10 protein-coding genes are annotated in these 14317 nt (G+C 71.0%); 2 read left to right on the top strand and 8 right to left on the bottom strand.

What is annotated here, in order from left to right:
• Positions 1-207 precede the first annotated feature (207 nt).
• Positions 208-933 (top strand): aggregation-promoting factor C-terminal-like domain-containing protein, encoded by a 726-nt coding sequence (locus ABT061_RS36425; protein ID WP_350926687.1) that lies wholly within the window; start codon positions 208-210, stop codon positions 931-933.
• Between the two features lie 60 nt (positions 934-993).
• Complete coding sequence (locus ABT061_RS36420) at positions 994-2970, top strand: glycosyltransferase family 2 protein (protein ID WP_350926685.1); 1977 nt, start codon at positions 994-996, stop codon at positions 2968-2970.
• A gap of 42 nt (positions 2971-3012) precedes the next feature.
• Here ABT061_RS36420 and ABT061_RS36415 read toward each other — a convergent pair whose 3' ends face one another.
• The 8 genes from ABT061_RS36415 to ABT061_RS36380 all read right to left on the bottom strand — a co-directional run bounded on the left by ABT061_RS36415 (position 3013) and on the right by ABT061_RS36380 (position 14309).
• Entirely contained in the window at positions 3013-4338 is a 1326-nt protein-coding gene (locus tag ABT061_RS36415; RefSeq protein WP_350926683.1) for a tannase/feruloyl esterase family alpha/beta hydrolase, read from the bottom strand.
• Positions 4339-4557: 219 nt separating this feature from the next.
• A complete protein-coding gene (locus ABT061_RS36410; RefSeq protein ID WP_350926681.1) occupies positions 4558-5589 on the bottom strand; it encodes an alpha/beta hydrolase in 1032 nt (343 codons plus the stop codon).
• Between the two features lie 19 nt (positions 5590-5608).
• Complete coding sequence (locus tag ABT061_RS36405) at positions 5609-6928, bottom strand: MFS transporter (protein WP_350926679.1); 1320 nt, start codon at positions 6926-6928, stop codon at positions 5609-5611.
• A 207-nt stretch (positions 6929-7135) separates the two neighbouring features.
• Entirely contained in the window at positions 7136-9205 is a 2070-nt protein-coding gene (locus ABT061_RS36400) for a helix-turn-helix domain-containing protein (RefSeq protein ID WP_350926677.1), read from the bottom strand.
• A 377-nt stretch (positions 9206-9582) separates the two neighbouring features.
• Positions 9583-10326 carry a 3-hydroxybutyrate dehydrogenase gene (locus ABT061_RS36395; RefSeq protein ID WP_350926864.1) on the bottom strand — a complete coding sequence of 248 codons (744 nt, stop codon included), beginning with the start codon at positions 10324-10326 and terminating at the stop codon, positions 9583-9585.
• A gap of 171 nt (positions 10327-10497) precedes the next feature.
• Positions 10498-10884: a tautomerase family protein gene (locus ABT061_RS36390; protein WP_350926675.1), complete on the bottom strand. Its 387-nt coding sequence runs from the start codon at positions 10882-10884 to the stop codon at positions 10498-10500.
• A 345-nt stretch (positions 10885-11229) separates the two neighbouring features.
• Complete coding sequence (locus tag ABT061_RS36385) at positions 11230-12621, bottom strand: class II fumarate hydratase (RefSeq protein ID WP_350926673.1); 1392 nt, start codon at positions 12619-12621, stop codon at positions 11230-11232.
• A 65-nt stretch (positions 12622-12686) separates the two neighbouring features.
• The gene (locus ABT061_RS36380; protein ID WP_350926671.1) at positions 12687-14309 is read right to left on the bottom strand and encodes a serine/threonine-protein kinase; all 1623 of its coding nucleotides are present in this window, start codon (positions 14307-14309) and stop codon (positions 12687-12689) included.
• Positions 14310-14317 lie beyond the last annotated feature (8 nt).

Here is a 14317-nt window from a genome sequence, read left to right as displayed (position 1 = left end):
TTCGGGCGCTCCCGTGATCACATAGAGAGGCGAAGCGGCGCCGTAGGGTAAAATGTGAGCAAAATCACTTCCATCTTTTCCTTGTCGGGAAAGCGCCCGTGGCCTGGTGATTAGCTTAGGAGAAGCCCGGTGGATCTCGTATGGCGCCGACCAAGTCTTCCGATCCGGTTGCGGACCACCCCCCTCCGCACGGCAAGCTCATAGGTCGTGAGTCCAGGATCACAGCAACTGAAGGACCGCTCGGCGGCGCCCCGTGCCCGCCGTGCGAACCGCAGAACGGCCAGGACGAAGACACCAGGCCGTCTGACCCCCAAACGCGTCCTGATCCTGGGTACCGCGATCGTGGTCGTGGTGGGTGGCGGAGCCTTCACCGCCTACACCGCGGTCCAGAACGCCTCGGCGCCCACGCAGCCGCTCACCCTGGAAGAGATGGCGCAGGTGCTCGGCTCCGACCCGTTCGGCTCCGACCTGGAGTCCGACATGCTGAAGGCCCAGGCGGCCCAGGCGCTCAAGGCCGACAAGATCGCCGCCGAGCGGGAGAACCGCAAGGTGCTCAACCCGGTCAAGATCGTTGACGAGGCGCCGGGCGGTGGCGGGTTCAATCCGCAGCGGCTCCCCCCGGGCACCGCCAACCCGACCGGCAACAGGGCGCTGGGCAAGCAGATGCTGGAGTCCAGGGGCTGGGCCGACCAGTGGGGCTGCCTGGAGAAGCTCTGGATGAAGGAGAGCGGCTGGAACGAGCGCGCCATGAACACCTCCAGTGGCGCCTACGGCATCCCCCAGTCCCTCCCCGGCCACAAGATGGCCAGCTCGGGAAGCGACTGGCAGACCAACCCGGCCACCCAGATCGAGTGGGGGCTCACCTACATCAAGGGCCGCTACGGCACGCCCTGTGGGGCCTGGGCCCATTCCCAGGCCAAAGGCTGGTACTGAGAGACCAGGACTCGGCAAGTCTGACCGTCTCCCGGCCCCGGGCATCGCACCCTTGGCCGCATGGATGTGAAGGTCAGCGTGGTAGTGCCGGTGCACAACCCCGGTGATGGCGCCGACGCCTGTATCCGGTCGGTGCTGGAACAGTCGATGGCCTCCGAGGACTACGAGGTGATCTTCGCCGACGACGGCTCCGACGACGGGATCCAGCAGCGCCTCGACGCGGTGGCCGCGGTGCGGTCGAACGTCAAGGTGCTCCACCTGGAGCGGACCGGTTCGCCGATGCGCGGCCGCAACGTCGCACTCATGGTGGCCAGAGGCGAGTACGTCTACATGCTCGGCCAGACCGACCGTCTGGAACGGATGGCTCTGGAGCTGATGTACCGGCGTGCCGTGGAGACCGAGGCCGACATCCTCATCGGGCGGCTGGTCGACGACCAGAAGCCGCCCTCCCCGGTCTTCGACGTCAACCGTGAGCGTGCCGACGTGGTCAAGGACCGGCTGCTCACGCTGCTCACCCCGCACAAGCTCTTCCGCAGGGCCTTTCTCGACGACGAGGCGCTGAACTTCTCCGACCCCGGCGGGCGCCTGGCCGAGCAGGCCTTCGTCGTCCGCGCCTACCTGCGGGCCAAGATCATCGTGGTCATGGCCGACCAGGTCTGCTGTCACGTCGCCGAGCGGCCCGAGCCGCAGGAGGACCCGTACGTCTGGGCCGCCGAGTTGCGCGAGCTGCTCGACATCATCGACGACGAGGTCCCCGAGGGCCGCAGGCGCGATCGGATGTACGCCCAGTGGTTTCGCACCGCGGTGCTGCGACGGCTCGGCGGAGGTGCGTTCGCCACCTCCTCCCTGGGTCGGGCGGCCACCTTCACGACCCTGCGCGAGCTGGTGGTCCAGCGTTTCCCCCCGCGCCTCGACCTGCTGCTGCCGGTGCAGTTGCGGGCCCGCGCCGCGCTGCTGCGGGCGGGCAGGCTCGACCAGCTCGTCATGCTGGCCGGAGCCACCCAGGGCACCCACCTCCAGGCCGACCTGACGGACGTCGTCTGGGACGACGGCGTGCTCACCATGGGGCTGACCGTGGAGATCATGCAGTCCGACGGCACCCCGATGCGCTTCATCCCCTACGGGCAGGACGGCCTGCTCTGGGAGCCTCCGGTGCCTCTGGACGGGCTCCGCCTCCCACCCGAGATGGCCGACGTCAGCCAGGCCGCCGCCAGGGCGCGGTTCGAGGTCTACATCAGGCACGAGGAGACCGGGGTCGTCTACCTCCTGCCGGTGGAGTGCTCGATGATCCGCTGCCGTCACCGTAACGGGGTCAGGCTCCAGGTCACCGGCACGGCACGGCTGGACGTCGACTCGGCGGCCGTGGACGGCCCGCTGCCGCCGGGGCTCTGGGAGATCCACGTGCGCATGTACGGGGGGGCTCAGCAGGCCCGTACCCGGGTGACCGGATCCCCGCTGAACTGCACCGGGGTGGTCGCCGACTACTCCAAGCGGCTGGTCGTCCCCTGGTGGTCGGACCGGGGGGAGCTGGGGATCTGCGTGGAGCCCCGCTCGTTCTCCGAGTCGATCGTCCTGGTCTCGCCGGGTACGACGGTGATCAGGCAGCGCAAGCACGTCTTCGTGGTCGTGCCCGTGCCGTACGTGCCGCCGAGCGGGGGGCCGCCCGTGGAGCTGGTGCTCCGCCAGACCACCGGCAGGGAACGCGAGGTCGCCGCGCCCGCCCTGGTCGAGCCGGGCGTCCCCGGGCAGCTCGCCGGGCGGCTGATCGCCAAGATCCCGACCCGGCTGGCGTACCGGGAGGGGTTCCTCGCGCCGGGCGTCTGGGCGCCCTTCCTACGGGTGGACGGTAAGGAGACCGGGCTCCGCTTCAAGATGGAGATGAACCGCGGCGGGCGAGTGGAGATCCTCAAGTCCGCCGCGGCCCGGCCTCCCGAGCCCTGGTACCCGCTGCTGAAACGCCTCGCGCTGCGGATACCGGGGGTCAGGAACGCGGTCCGGGTCACCAAGACCATGCAGCGCCGCTACATGCTCAGCTGACATTCGCCGGGCGGAGACCGGTCACCCGTACCGCCGGCCGCATCAGGCGCCCAGCCGGCACTCGTTGGGCAGGTCACCGCCGGAGGGCCTCGGCAGGGTCGCGCTCGGCGGCGGGTTCTGCCCGCGCTCCACCCAGCCCTCCATGGCCTCGAACGCGCTGCGGAAGCACGGCAGCAGCGGGCGAAGCCTGTCGGGGTAGGCGGCGTAGAGGCTGTCCACATGGGTTCCGTCGGTGACCCGGTAGTACCGGAACGGCCGGTGCCCGCCGACCATCTCCGCGTAGACGTCACCGGAGCGGGAGATCGGCAGCAGCGTGTCCAGCGTGCCGTGGATCGTGATCAGCGGCTTGCCGATCCGGCCGGTGAGCCCGATCTTCCGCACCGCCGCGTACGGCTTGCGCGCGTCGTAGTCGTAGTCGGCGTCGCAGGCGGGGGTGCCCGAGGCGCAGAACGGGGTGCCCGCCTCGGTGTCGCCGTCGAAGGTGGGGTCGAGCTCCTCGCGGTAGACGCGCTGGGTCAGGTCCCAGTAGTACTGGTAGTGGAAGGGCCACAGGAACTCCGACCCGCGTGCGAACCCGGCGTCGTACATCGCCTGGGTGTCGCCCGCCGGGTAGGCCCGCAGCGCCGGGGGCAGGTAGTTGAGCAGGTTGTCGCCCTTGACCCGCCAGAGCGTGCCCTCCCAGTCGATCCCGCCGTCATAGAGCCAGGCCCGGTTCTCCAACTGCCAGCGGACCAGGTATCCGCCGTTGGAGATGCCCGCCGCGTAGGTCCGCTTCGGGAGCCTGCCGTAGCGCTGCGCGACGACGGCCTTGGCCGCGACCGCGACCTGCGTGACCCGGTCGTTCCACTCCGCGACCGCGTCGCCGGGCCTGCGGCCGTCCTGGTAGAAGGTGACGCCGACGTTGCCCTTGTCCGTCACGGCGTAGGCGTAGCCCCTGGCCAGCGCCCAGTCGGAGATGGTGAAGTCGTTCGCGTACTGCTCCCTGTTGCCGGGGGTGCCCGCGACCACCAGCCCGCCGTTCCAGTCGTCGGGCAGCCGGAGCACGAACTGCGAGTCGTGGTTCCAGCCGTGCGTCGTGTTGGAGGTCGAGGTGTCGGGGAAGTAGCCGTCGACCTGGATGCCGGGCACGCCCGTGGGGTTGACCGCCCCCGCCGGGTGCAGGCCCGCCCAGTCGGCCGGGTCGGTGTGCCCGGAGACGATCGTGCCGGCCGTCGTGAGGTCGTCCAGGCACGCCTTCACCTGGTGCTCGGCCCCCGGCACCACCACCCGGTCCAGCCGGGCGCAGTGCGCGGGAGAGGTCCCCGCGCTCGCCGCGGGACCGGCCGCCAGGAGGGCGGTGAAGACGACGGCGGCGAGCCCTCCGGCCATGACCGGACTACGACGACGACTGGATTGAGAAGCACCGCGAGGAAAGGACCGTGTAACCCATTTCGATAGGTGTCGTAGGGGATGAGTCAAGCGATCTGTCATGGGGGACTCCCGTGAGGCCGCGCCGGGGACTGGACTGAGGAGAGGGAGGTTGCGAGGAACGAGCGACCTCCCTCGACGAGGGAAGGAGCCGGGCAAGAGCGGCCGAACCGCGACGCGCTAGCGTCGCAAATGGCGGGTGAGGGCGGTGCGGAACTCCTCCGGGCGCTCGATGTGCGGGCTGTGACCGCTGTCCAGGACTACCTCGGTGTACGGGCCGTACCGTTCCAGGACGGCGCGGGTCTGGGCGATCATCGGCTGCGCCGGGGTGCCGGGGGAGCCGGGGACGACGCCCAGGGCGCCCAGGTGGGCCAGATCGAACAGCGAGGTGTCGGAGACGATCACGTCGGCCTCGCCCCTGACCCACAGGATCGGCGGCTTCGGGTCGATCGTGTGCAGGTCGTCGATCCGGAAGTGCGTCGGTGAGAAGGAGTTGAGCACGCCCCGCGTGCCGGGACGCACCCCCGGCCACTCCTCCGAGGCCACCACGTCGCCCGGGTAGTGGTCATCGCCGACCCTCGTGGAGAGCATCGACGCGACCAGGGCGTCCTCGTCCTTGATCACTGTGCCGGGCTTCACGTACGTGGTCCGCATCACGTTCCTCGGTGACGTCGGGGAGTCGTCGGAGGCGTCCCCCGCCGCGAGCAGCTTCACGAAGTCCGGGTTCGCCGACCCGCCGCCGGCGCCCGTGCCGTCGGGGTGGTTCAGCGCCCCGTCGGGGCCGTGTGTGCCGCCGAAGCCGTACGGGGAGACCGGATTGACCAGCGTCACGCTCCGCACGACGGCCGGCCGGTCCCGCAGCGCCTGCAGCACCACCCCGCCGCCCATGCTCCAGCCGACCAGGTGCACGCCGTCCAGCCCGAGGGCGTCGATGAGGGCGAGCACGTCGTCGGAGTAGTCCCGCAGGCCGCGGGTGGCGTCGACCGGGGCCGGCTCGGTGTCGCCGAAGCCCCGCAGGTCGACGGCGAGCGGCCGGTGACCCGCCTCCGCCAGGGCGAGCAACGTGTCCCGCCAGAAGGCGGAGCTCGACACGTTCCCGTGCACGAACAGCACCGGCTCGCCAACCGGCTCGCCACCTGTCGCCTCATCGGCGACGGACAGCACGTTCTGGGTGATGCGGGCGGTGGGTACCCGCCGGTTCTCGATGCGCATCAGATGTCTCTCCATATGCTCAGCGGGTGGTCGGGGCCTCGTCGCGGGTACCGAGGGTGACGAGGTCACGTCCCCGGGTCTCACGTGAGACGTACACGGTGATCAGGGTGAGCACGGCGGCTCCGACCACGTACAGCATGACCGGCAGCGACGACTCGTAGGCGCTCAGCAGGGCCACCGCGATCAGCGGGGCCAGGCCGCCCGCGATGATCGAGGCGAGCTGCGAGCCGATCGACACGCCCGAGTAGCGCATCCTGGTGGCGAACAACTCGGAGAAGAACGCCGCCTGCGGACCGTACATCGCACCGTGCAGGATCAGCCCGACGGTCACCGCCAGGGTCACCGCGGCGAAGTTCTTCGTGTCGATCAGCGGGAAGAAGGCGAAGGCCCACAGGCCCACCCCGGCGGCGCCGAGCAGGTAGACGGGGCGGCGGCCGAGCCGGTCGGAGAGCGCCCCCCACAGCGGGATCGAGACGAAGTGGACGGCCGACCCGATCAGCACCGCGTTGAGCACGACGGGCTTTGTCAGCCCCGCCGACGTCGTCGCGTAGACCAGCACGAACGCGGTGAGGATGTAGTAGGAGACGTTCTCCGCGAAGCGGGCGCCGATCGCGGTGATCACGTCCCGCCAGTGGTGCCTGAACACCTCGATGATCGGCATGGACGGGGCGGGCTCGGCGTTGGCGACGGCCTGCTGGAAGACCGGCGACTCGCTGATGGACAGCCGGATCCACATGCCGACCAGTACCAGCACGCCGGAGAGCAGGAAGGGCACCCGCCATCCCCAGCTCAGGAAGGCCTCCTCCGTCTGGATCGCGGCCAGCGCCGCCAGCACGGCGGTGGCCAGCAGGTTGCCGCCGGGGGCGCCCGCCTGCGGCCAGGAGGCCCAGAAGCCGCGGCGCTCCGCGTCGCCGTGCTCGGAGACGATGAGCACCGCGCCTCCCCACTCGCCGCCGAGGGCGAAGCCCTGGACGAGCCGGAGCAGGGTCAGCAGCAGCGGTGCCACCATGCCGATCGCGGCGTGGGTCGGCAGGCAGCCGATCAGGAAGGTCGCCCCGCCCATCAGCAGCAGGCTGAGCACCAGCAGCTTCTTGCGGCCGACCCGGTCGCCGTAGTGCCCGAAGACCAGTGCGCCCAGCGGGCGGGCCACGAAGCCCACCGCGTAGGTCAGGAACGCCAGCAGGGTGCCGGTCAGCGGCTCCGACTCGGGGAAGAAGAGCTTCGGGAAGACCAGGGCGGCGGCGGAACCGTAAAGGAAGAAGTCATACCACTCGATCGTGGTGCCGATGAGGCTGGCGCCGACGATCTTTCCGATGGGGGTTCGGGTTTTCTCTGCCATCTCACTCACCAGGGGGAGTCGCTGTTGGGGGGATTTCGGCTACCGTACGTAGTGACCGGCGTCACTCCTATGGGGATGACAGCCATAGCCGACAAGCGTCCTATGTGGGTGTTCGGGGCCGTGCGATACGCCCGCGGCGGCCGGGCTCGGCGGCAGGGGCTCGGCGCCGCCGGGGGATCGGAGCGGAGGACCGCGTGGGCCGCCGAGTCAGCCGCTGAGGCGGTGCAGGCGGAGGGCGAGCTGGATCTCCAGGGCCCGGTCGGGCGCCTGCCAGTCGTCGCCGAGAAGCTGGCCGATCCGATCCAGGCGCTGGGTGACCGTGTTGACATGGATGTGCAGGGTCTCGCTCGTACGCGACAGCGAGCCGCCCACGCCGAAGTACGCGGTGAGCGTCCGCACCAGCGCGGTGCCCTTGCGGGCGTCGTAGTCGATCACCGGGCCGAGCGTCGAGGTGAGGAACGCCCCGATGTCGCGTCCCTCGCCGACCAGCAGTCCGACGAAGCCGAGCTCTCTGGCGTCGGCACCGTCTCCGGCCCGCCCCAGGGCCACCAGGGCGTCGGCGCAGCGCTGGGCCTCCCGGTGCCCCGCGGCCACCTCCGCGGCGCCGCGTACGGGTCCTCCGGCGCCCGCCGTGGCCGGGTGGCCCAGCGAGGCGCTCAGTTCGGTCGCCACCCGCTTCGCCAGCGGGCCGGGCCGGTCCCCCGGCAGTAGCAGGACCACCTCGTCACCGCGCTGGGCGGCCAGGCCGTGGTGCAGGGCCGCCTGAGAGGACGCCCAGAAGGCGGCCCGCTCCCGCCCGCCGCCGTGGCGGACCACGACCACCACGTGGTCGGCGTCCAGGTTCACGCCCACCCGCCGGGCGCGATCGGCCAGGCCGTCGAGTTCGGGTCGTGAGATCAGGTCGTCGAGCAGCTCGCCCCTGACCCGGCCCTCCGCCTCGGCCACCGTGCGCCGGAACAGCAGCAGCAACGCGGTGACCAGCGCGGCCCGCTCCAGGATGCGATGATCGGCGTCCGACATCTGGCCGCCGTTGCGCAACACCAGCGTGCACAGCGGTTCCGCTCCCACGTCCACCGAGGCGACCAGCAGGTTCCCCCGCCACACGGTGCGCCCGAGCGCCCTCGACGACCGTGCGGCGTCCGCGATCACGTCCGCCGCCTTCCGCGGCGGCTGCCCGGAGCCCTCCTTCCGCCCGGCACCGGACCTCCGGGCCGGCTTCCGGGCCGACCTCTGGGTGGATCTCGGCGCCGATCTCTGCTCGGATTCCGCCCGGTCGGGCGTCTCCTCGTCCAGCGTGCCCTCCAGCACGCTCGCGTCCCCGGCGATCGGGCGTCCGGCGTCGTCGAGCACCGTCAGCGAGCCGCCGAGCACCTCCGTCACCACCGCCGCCACGTCTTCGACCCCGCCGCCGCGCAGCACCAGACCGGTCATCCGGTCGTGTGCGAGAGCCGCGCGTTCCACCGCCTGGCTGTGCGCGTTCACCTGCCGGCTGGCCTCGCTGAGCTCCTCCAGCGCGTTCCTGGTCTCCTGCAGCAGCCGGGCGTTGTCGATCGCCACCGCCGCGTGCGCGGCCAGCGAGCCGAGCAGCACGACCTCGTCCTGGGTGAAGGGCCGTACGCTCCGATTGGCCGCGAACAGCACCCCGATCACCCGAGTGCCCAGTTTGAGCGGCACGCCGAGGATGGCGACCAGCCCCTCCTCCAGCACCGCGTCGTCGATGTCGGTCTTGTGCCGGAAGCGCGCGTCGGCGAAGTAGTCGGCGGTCGAGTACGGGGTGGCGGTCTGGGCCACCAGCCCGCCGAGACCCGCGCCCATGGGCAGCCGTAGCGCCCGGAACTTCGCCGAGACCGAGCCGTCGGTCACCCGCATCCAGGTGTCGCCCCGCTCGGGGTCGTGCAGTGTCATGTAGGCGGCATCGGTGCCGAGCAACTGTCTGGCCCGGTGCACGATGGCCTCCAGGACGGCGTCCAGATCCCGCAGTCCCGCGAGGTCGCCGGCCGTGTCGAACAGCGCGGACAGCTCCGCCTCGCGCTTCGCCCTGCGCCGCAGCAACGCCCGTACCTTCAACGCGGTGAGCTTGGCCTCTTCCAGCTCGGCCAGCGCCTCCGCGCCGATCCCGGCGCTCCTCGCCGCGAGAACGGGGCCCTCGAACTCGACCGCCGACGCCTCCCTGGCCAGCAGCTCAAGAAAGACAGTATTAATTGCGACGCGTGTTGTTGGCGACGCTGCGCGTCGCGGTGAGGTCGCTCTTACCCGGCTCCTTCCCTCGTCGTTCATCCGCTTCGCTCCTTCACTCCTCAGTCCAGTCCCCGGCGCGGCCTCACGGCGCTCCTCAGTCCAGTCGCCGGCGCGTCCTCACGGGTAGTCCCTTGAGATGGGGCGTTTGGCCCGTCCCTATGTTGTGTCCTTGCGTGTTGTCGGCGACGCTGGCGCGTCGCGGTGAGGCCGCTCTTACCCGGCTCCTTCACTCCTCAGTCCGGTCGCCGGCGCGGCCTCACGGCGCTCCTCAGTCCAGTCGCCGGCGCGGCCTCATGGGTAGTCCCTTGGGATGGGGCGTTTGGCCCGTCCCTTATGTCGCGTCCTTACGAGCAGTCGGCCGCTCTTAGCCGGCTCCTTCACTGCTCGGTCCGGTCCCCGGCACGGTCTCATGGGGGTCAGCGGGCGGTCCAGCCGCCGTCGAGGGGGAGGGAGGTGCCGGTTATGGAGGAGGCGTGCGGGCCGCAGAGGTAGGCGACGAGTTCGGCGACCTCCGCAGGTTCGATGAGCCGTTTGATGGCGGCGGGGGCGAGCATGATCTGCTCGACCACCTCGTCCCTGCCGATGCCGTGGGTCCCGGCCTGGGCGCCGATCTGGTTCTCCACCAGGGGGGTGCGGACGTAGGCGGGGCTGACGCAGTTGGAGGTGACGCCGTGCGGGGCGCCCTCCAGGGCGATCACCTTGGACAGCCCTTCGAGGGCGTGCTTGGCGGTGACGTACGCGGACTTGTAGGGCGAGGCGCGGAGCCCGTGGACCGAGGAGATGTTGACGATCCGGCCCCAGCCGCGCTCGTACATTCCCGGCAGCGTCTCCCTGACCAGCAGGAAGGGCGCCTCCACCATCACTTTGAGTATTTTGGAGAACACCTCGGGGGGAAACTTCTCGATCGGGGCGACGTGCTGGAATCCCGCGTTGTTCACCAGGATGTCCGTGCCGGGCGGGATCGCCCGGGTGAAGTCCGGTGCCGACAGGTCCGCGACGACGGGTGTCCCCGAGATCTCCGCGGCGACCTTGGCCGCAGCCTCGGCGTCGATGTCGACCACCAGCACGTGTGCTCCGGCCGCGGCCAGCCGGTGCGCGCAGGCGCGCCCGATTCCGCTGCCCGCCCCGGTCACCACGGCGCGCCGACCCGCTAGGTCCATCATGCTGCCGAATCTAGGCAATGACCTGAATCCCAGCCCATGTCGCCCACCCCCACACTCCATTGCCGATATATGTGGCCTGACTCCGCCTCCCGCCCGGTTCGGGGAGATGTCGATGCGTGCCGGAGTACGAGCCTCCGGGCCGGCCACCGCCGGGGGGAAGGCGGTGTCTCAGATGGTGACCGGATACATGAGCGTCAGCTCGTCGCCGGGGAGGCCGCGGATGCCCCAGTTGACCTTGGGCGACTCCAGGATCACGATCTCCAGGTCCTCGGCGGGGAGATCGAGTGCCTCCCCGGTCCTGGTGAACAGGGCGCGGATCAGCGCGCGCTTGGCCTCGTCCGACCGGCCGCCGAAACAGACGATCTCCACGATGAGGTACCGCTCGCTCCGCTGCGGGCAGACCAGGTCCTCGGCGTCCAGCAGCAGGAACCGGTGGAACCGCTTCTCCTCGGGGAGCTGCCAGACGTCCACCAGGCAGCCGTGGACGGTGTCGGAGATCTCCTGACGCCGGCCGGACCACACGTCCCGGCGGCCGTAGAACTTGATCTGGGTCATGTCTCGAAGTCTCGCAGGTGACCGGTGCACGGCGCGGGTCGGGTCGCGGCTCCGGGCACCGCCCTGCGGGTCTCGCCGTGGCGTGGGCCGGTCAGGCGGTGCCTCGCGAGGCGGCGAAGGGAGCCGCGGCACGACGCGGCGGGGCGCGTCCGGGCGACCGTGGTGAGCGGAGGCGCGGTAGGCGGGAGCTAGGCCCTGTCCTGTGGATCTTGCCGTGGCGAGGATCGGTCAGGTGGTGTCTCGCAAGGCGGAGGAGGGAGCCGCAGCGTGCTGCGGTGACCGACGACAACGCGGCGAGGCGCCGCCTGACCGACCGCAGTAGGCAAAAGGTCCGCAGGACAGGGCCTAGGACGGAGGCCGGGTCATGGACAGCACGTCGAGCAGGTCGTCGAGCCGTTCCTCGGTGAGGGTGCCGTTGGCGACGTGGCCGCGCTCGATGACGACCTCGCGGATGGTCTTGCGCTCGGCCAGGGCCTGCTTCGCTATCTTGGCGGCCTCCTCGTACCCGACGTAGGGGTTGAGCGGGGTGACGATCGACGGCGAGGACTCCGCGTACTCGCGCAGGCGGTCGGTGTTGGCGGTTATGCCGTGCACGCACCGGTCGGCCAGTAGCCGGGAGGCGTTGGCGATCAGCCGGATGGACTCCAGGATGTTGCGCGCGATGACCGGAAGCATCACGTTGAGCTCGAACGTGCCCGAGGCGCCGGAGAAGGCGATGGCCGCGTCGTTCCCGATGACCTGGGCGACGACCATGGTCACCGCCTCGGGGACGACCGGGTTGACCTTGCCCGGCATGATCGACGAGCCGGGCTGGAGGTCGGGCAGGTTGATCTCGCCCAGCCCTGCCCGGGGGCCGGAACCCATCCAGCGGAGATCGTTGGCGATCTTGTTGAGCGAGACCGCGACCGTACGGAGCTGGCCGGAGAGCTCCACGATGGCGTCCCGGGCCCCCTGGGCCTCGAAGTGGTCGGGAGCCTCGGAGAACGGCAGCCCGGTGGCCTCGCGCAGCTTCTCGATGACCTTGACCGCGAAGCCGGGAGGGGTGTTGACGCCGGTGCCGACCGCGGTACCGCCCAGGGGCAGCTGGGCGAGGTGCGGGAGCGCGCCGCGCACCCGCCCGATGGCGTTGTCGATCTGCGTGGCGTACCCGCCGAACTCCTGGCCCAGCGTGACCGGGGTGGCGTCCATCAGGTGCGTGCGCCCCGCCTTCACCACGCCGTCGAACTCCAGTGACTTGTCCCGCAGCGCGGTGGCCAGGTGCCGTAGGGAGGGGAGCAGGTGGTACGACACCTCGGTCATGGCGGCGACGTGGATGGAGGTGGGGAACACGTCGTTGGACGACTGTGAGGCGTTCACGTGGTCGTTGGGGTGGACGGGGCGGCCCAGCCGCTCCTCGGCGAGGGTGGCGATCACCTCGTTGGCGTTCATGTTGGAGGAGGTGCCGGAGCCGGTCTGGAAGACGTCGACGGGGAACTCGCCGTCCCACTCGTTCTCCGCGACGTCGGTGGCGGCCTCGGCGATCGCCTGCGCCATCTCCTTGTCGAGCACCCCCAGTTCGGCGTTGACCTCGGCGGAGAGGGCCTTGATCAGGCCGAGTGCGGAGATGTGCGGAACCTCCAGCCCGCGCCCGGAGACGGGGAAGTTCTCCACCGCCCGCTGGGTCTGCGCCCGCCACTTCGCGCCCGCAGGCACCCGCACCTCGCCCATCGAGTCATGCTCGATCCGATACTCGCTCATACGTCCAGTCTGCGTCCCAGGGAGGGAATCAAACCGGCGGGTGCGGGTCCTTACCGGGGGAGTCCTCAGGAGAAGGCGGCCACCACCAGGATCATGATCACTACCAGTGCGATCGCGGCCACGCCCATGAGGACGAGGATGCCGATCGGGGGCTTTTTCGAGGGGGCCTGCCGCTCCCCGGGGGCACCGGGGGCGCCGGGGGCGTGCCGGCCGTTCTGACCCGCGATCGCGAACAGGTCGGTGCCCAGGCCGGGAGAGCGGCCGAAGACGCCGTCGGAGGACTCGGGCCCCGGCGGGCGCCAGGGCTGCGAGGACACCGGGGCTCCCGGGCCGGCGGGCCGGTCGCCGGGGAGCGGGCCGTGCGGCGGGGCGGCGGGAGCTTCCGGGCGTCCGGCGACGGGTGCCCCGAACTCCGGATCGATCGCGGGGAAGCCGTGCGGCGGGGTGGCGGAGAGGTCAGGCTTTCCGCTGTCGGGGAATCCGTGCTCGTTCTCCTGCCGCCCGAAGGCGCCCGGGCCGCGACCGGCGGTCGCGGGTCCCCGGGCGACCGGAGTCCCGAGACCGGGAGGGCCCTGTCGTCCCGGGACCGGCCCGCCCGGCTCCGCGAGGGGCGGGCTGTCCGGGTAGGGCGAGGCCGTCGTGCGGCCGGGGGCCGCGGCGGGAGGAGGGGAGGCGGGAGGTACCGCGACGGGCGCCGTTCCGCCGGGGATGCGCAGGCCGCCCTTGGGGCGGATGACCACCATGGTGCGGTCGGCGTCGAAGCCGTCGGTGTCGTCCTCCTCCGCGTCCGGTGCGACGGGTGTCTCCGAGGCGGGAGGGGGCGGTGCGGGGGCGGGAGCGGCGGGGATGGAGTCCGCGAGGTGCGAGGGGGTGTCCGCCACGGCCCGGAGCATCGCGCCCGCCTGAGCGGCCGTCAGCCGCGCCGTGTGGTCCTTCTCCAGCAGCTGTTCGAGCACCGGGCGCAGTGGCCCCGCCTGGGTCGGCGGGTCGACCTGCTCGCTCATCAGCGCGGCCAGGGTCTCCGCCACCGAGGCCCGCTCGTAGGCCGGGCGGCCCTCGACCGCGAAGTACAGCGTGGCGCCGAGGGACCACAGGTCCGACTCGGGTCCGTTGTGCTCGCCGCGGGCCCGCTCGGGCGCGGTGTATCCGGGAGAGCCGATCACCATGCCGGTCTTGGTGAGGCTCGTGTCGCCCTCGGCCTTGGCGATGCCGAAGTCGGTGAGAACCACCCGGCCGTTCTCGGTGATCAGCACGTTGCCGGGCTTGACGTCGCGGTGCAGCACTCCCTGGGCGTGGGCCGCGCGGAGCGCCCCCAGCAGGTCGGCCCCGATCTCGGCGACCAGGCGGGGCGGGAGTGGCCCCTCCTCCTCGATCACCTGCTCCAGGGAGCGTGCCTGCACGAGTTCCATGATGATCCAGGGGCTGCCGTCCTCGACGATGGCGTCGTGGACCGTGGCCACCGAGGGATGACTGATGCGGGCGGCCGTGCGACCCTCGCGGATCATCCGTTCCCGAAGTTCGGTGCGTTGCGCCTCGCTGAGGCCGGGCTCCTGACGGATCTCCTTGATCGCGACTTCACGGCCGAGGGAACGGTCATGGGCTTTCCACACTGTGCCCATCGTGCCCCGGCCGAGCGGCGCGATCAGCTCGTAACGGTCCGCGAGCACGCGCATCTGCTGTTCCGGCATGAGAAGAA

The sequence above is a fragment of the Streptosporangium sp. NPDC002544 genome (genome assembly GCF_040295965.1).
In the GTDB taxonomy this organism is placed as follows: domain Bacteria; phylum Actinomycetota; class Actinomycetes; order Streptosporangiales; family Streptosporangiaceae; genus Streptosporangium.
The sequence above is the reverse complement of the archived record's forward strand: the minus strand, read 5'-3'. Positions and strand labels throughout refer to the sequence as shown.

Coding starts and splice junctions, on each gene's coding strand:
- ABT061_RS36420 (WP_350926685.1), top strand. CDS start 994: ATGGATGTGAAGGTCAGCGTGGTAGTGCCGGTGCACAACCCCGGTGAT.
- ABT061_RS36415 (WP_350926683.1), bottom strand. CDS start 4,338: ATGGCCGGAGGGCTCGCCGCCGTCGTCTTCACCGCCCTCCTGGCGGCC.
- ABT061_RS36410 (WP_350926681.1), bottom strand. CDS start 5,589: ATGCGCATCGAGAACCGGCGGGTACCCACCGCCCGCATCACCCAGAAC.
- ABT061_RS36405 (WP_350926679.1), bottom strand. CDS start 6,928: ATGGCAGAGAAAACCCGAACCCCCATCGGAAAGATCGTCGGCGCCAGC.
- ABT061_RS36400 (WP_350926677.1), bottom strand. CDS start 9,205: ATGAACGACGAGGGAAGGAGCCGGGTAAGAGCGACCTCACCGCGACGC.
- ABT061_RS36395 (WP_350926864.1), bottom strand. CDS start 10,326: ATGGACCTAGCGGGTCGGCGCGCCGTGGTGACCGGGGCGGGCAGCGGA.
- ABT061_RS36390 (WP_350926675.1), bottom strand. CDS start 10,884: ATGACCCAGATCAAGTTCTACGGCCGCCGGGACGTGTGGTCCGGCCGG.
- ABT061_RS36385 (WP_350926673.1), bottom strand. CDS start 12,621: ATGAGCGAGTATCGGATCGAGCATGACTCGATGGGCGAGGTGCGGGTG.
- ABT061_RS36380 (WP_350926671.1), bottom strand. CDS start 14,309: ATGCCGGAACAGCAGATGCGCGTGCTCGCGGACCGTTACGAGCTGATC.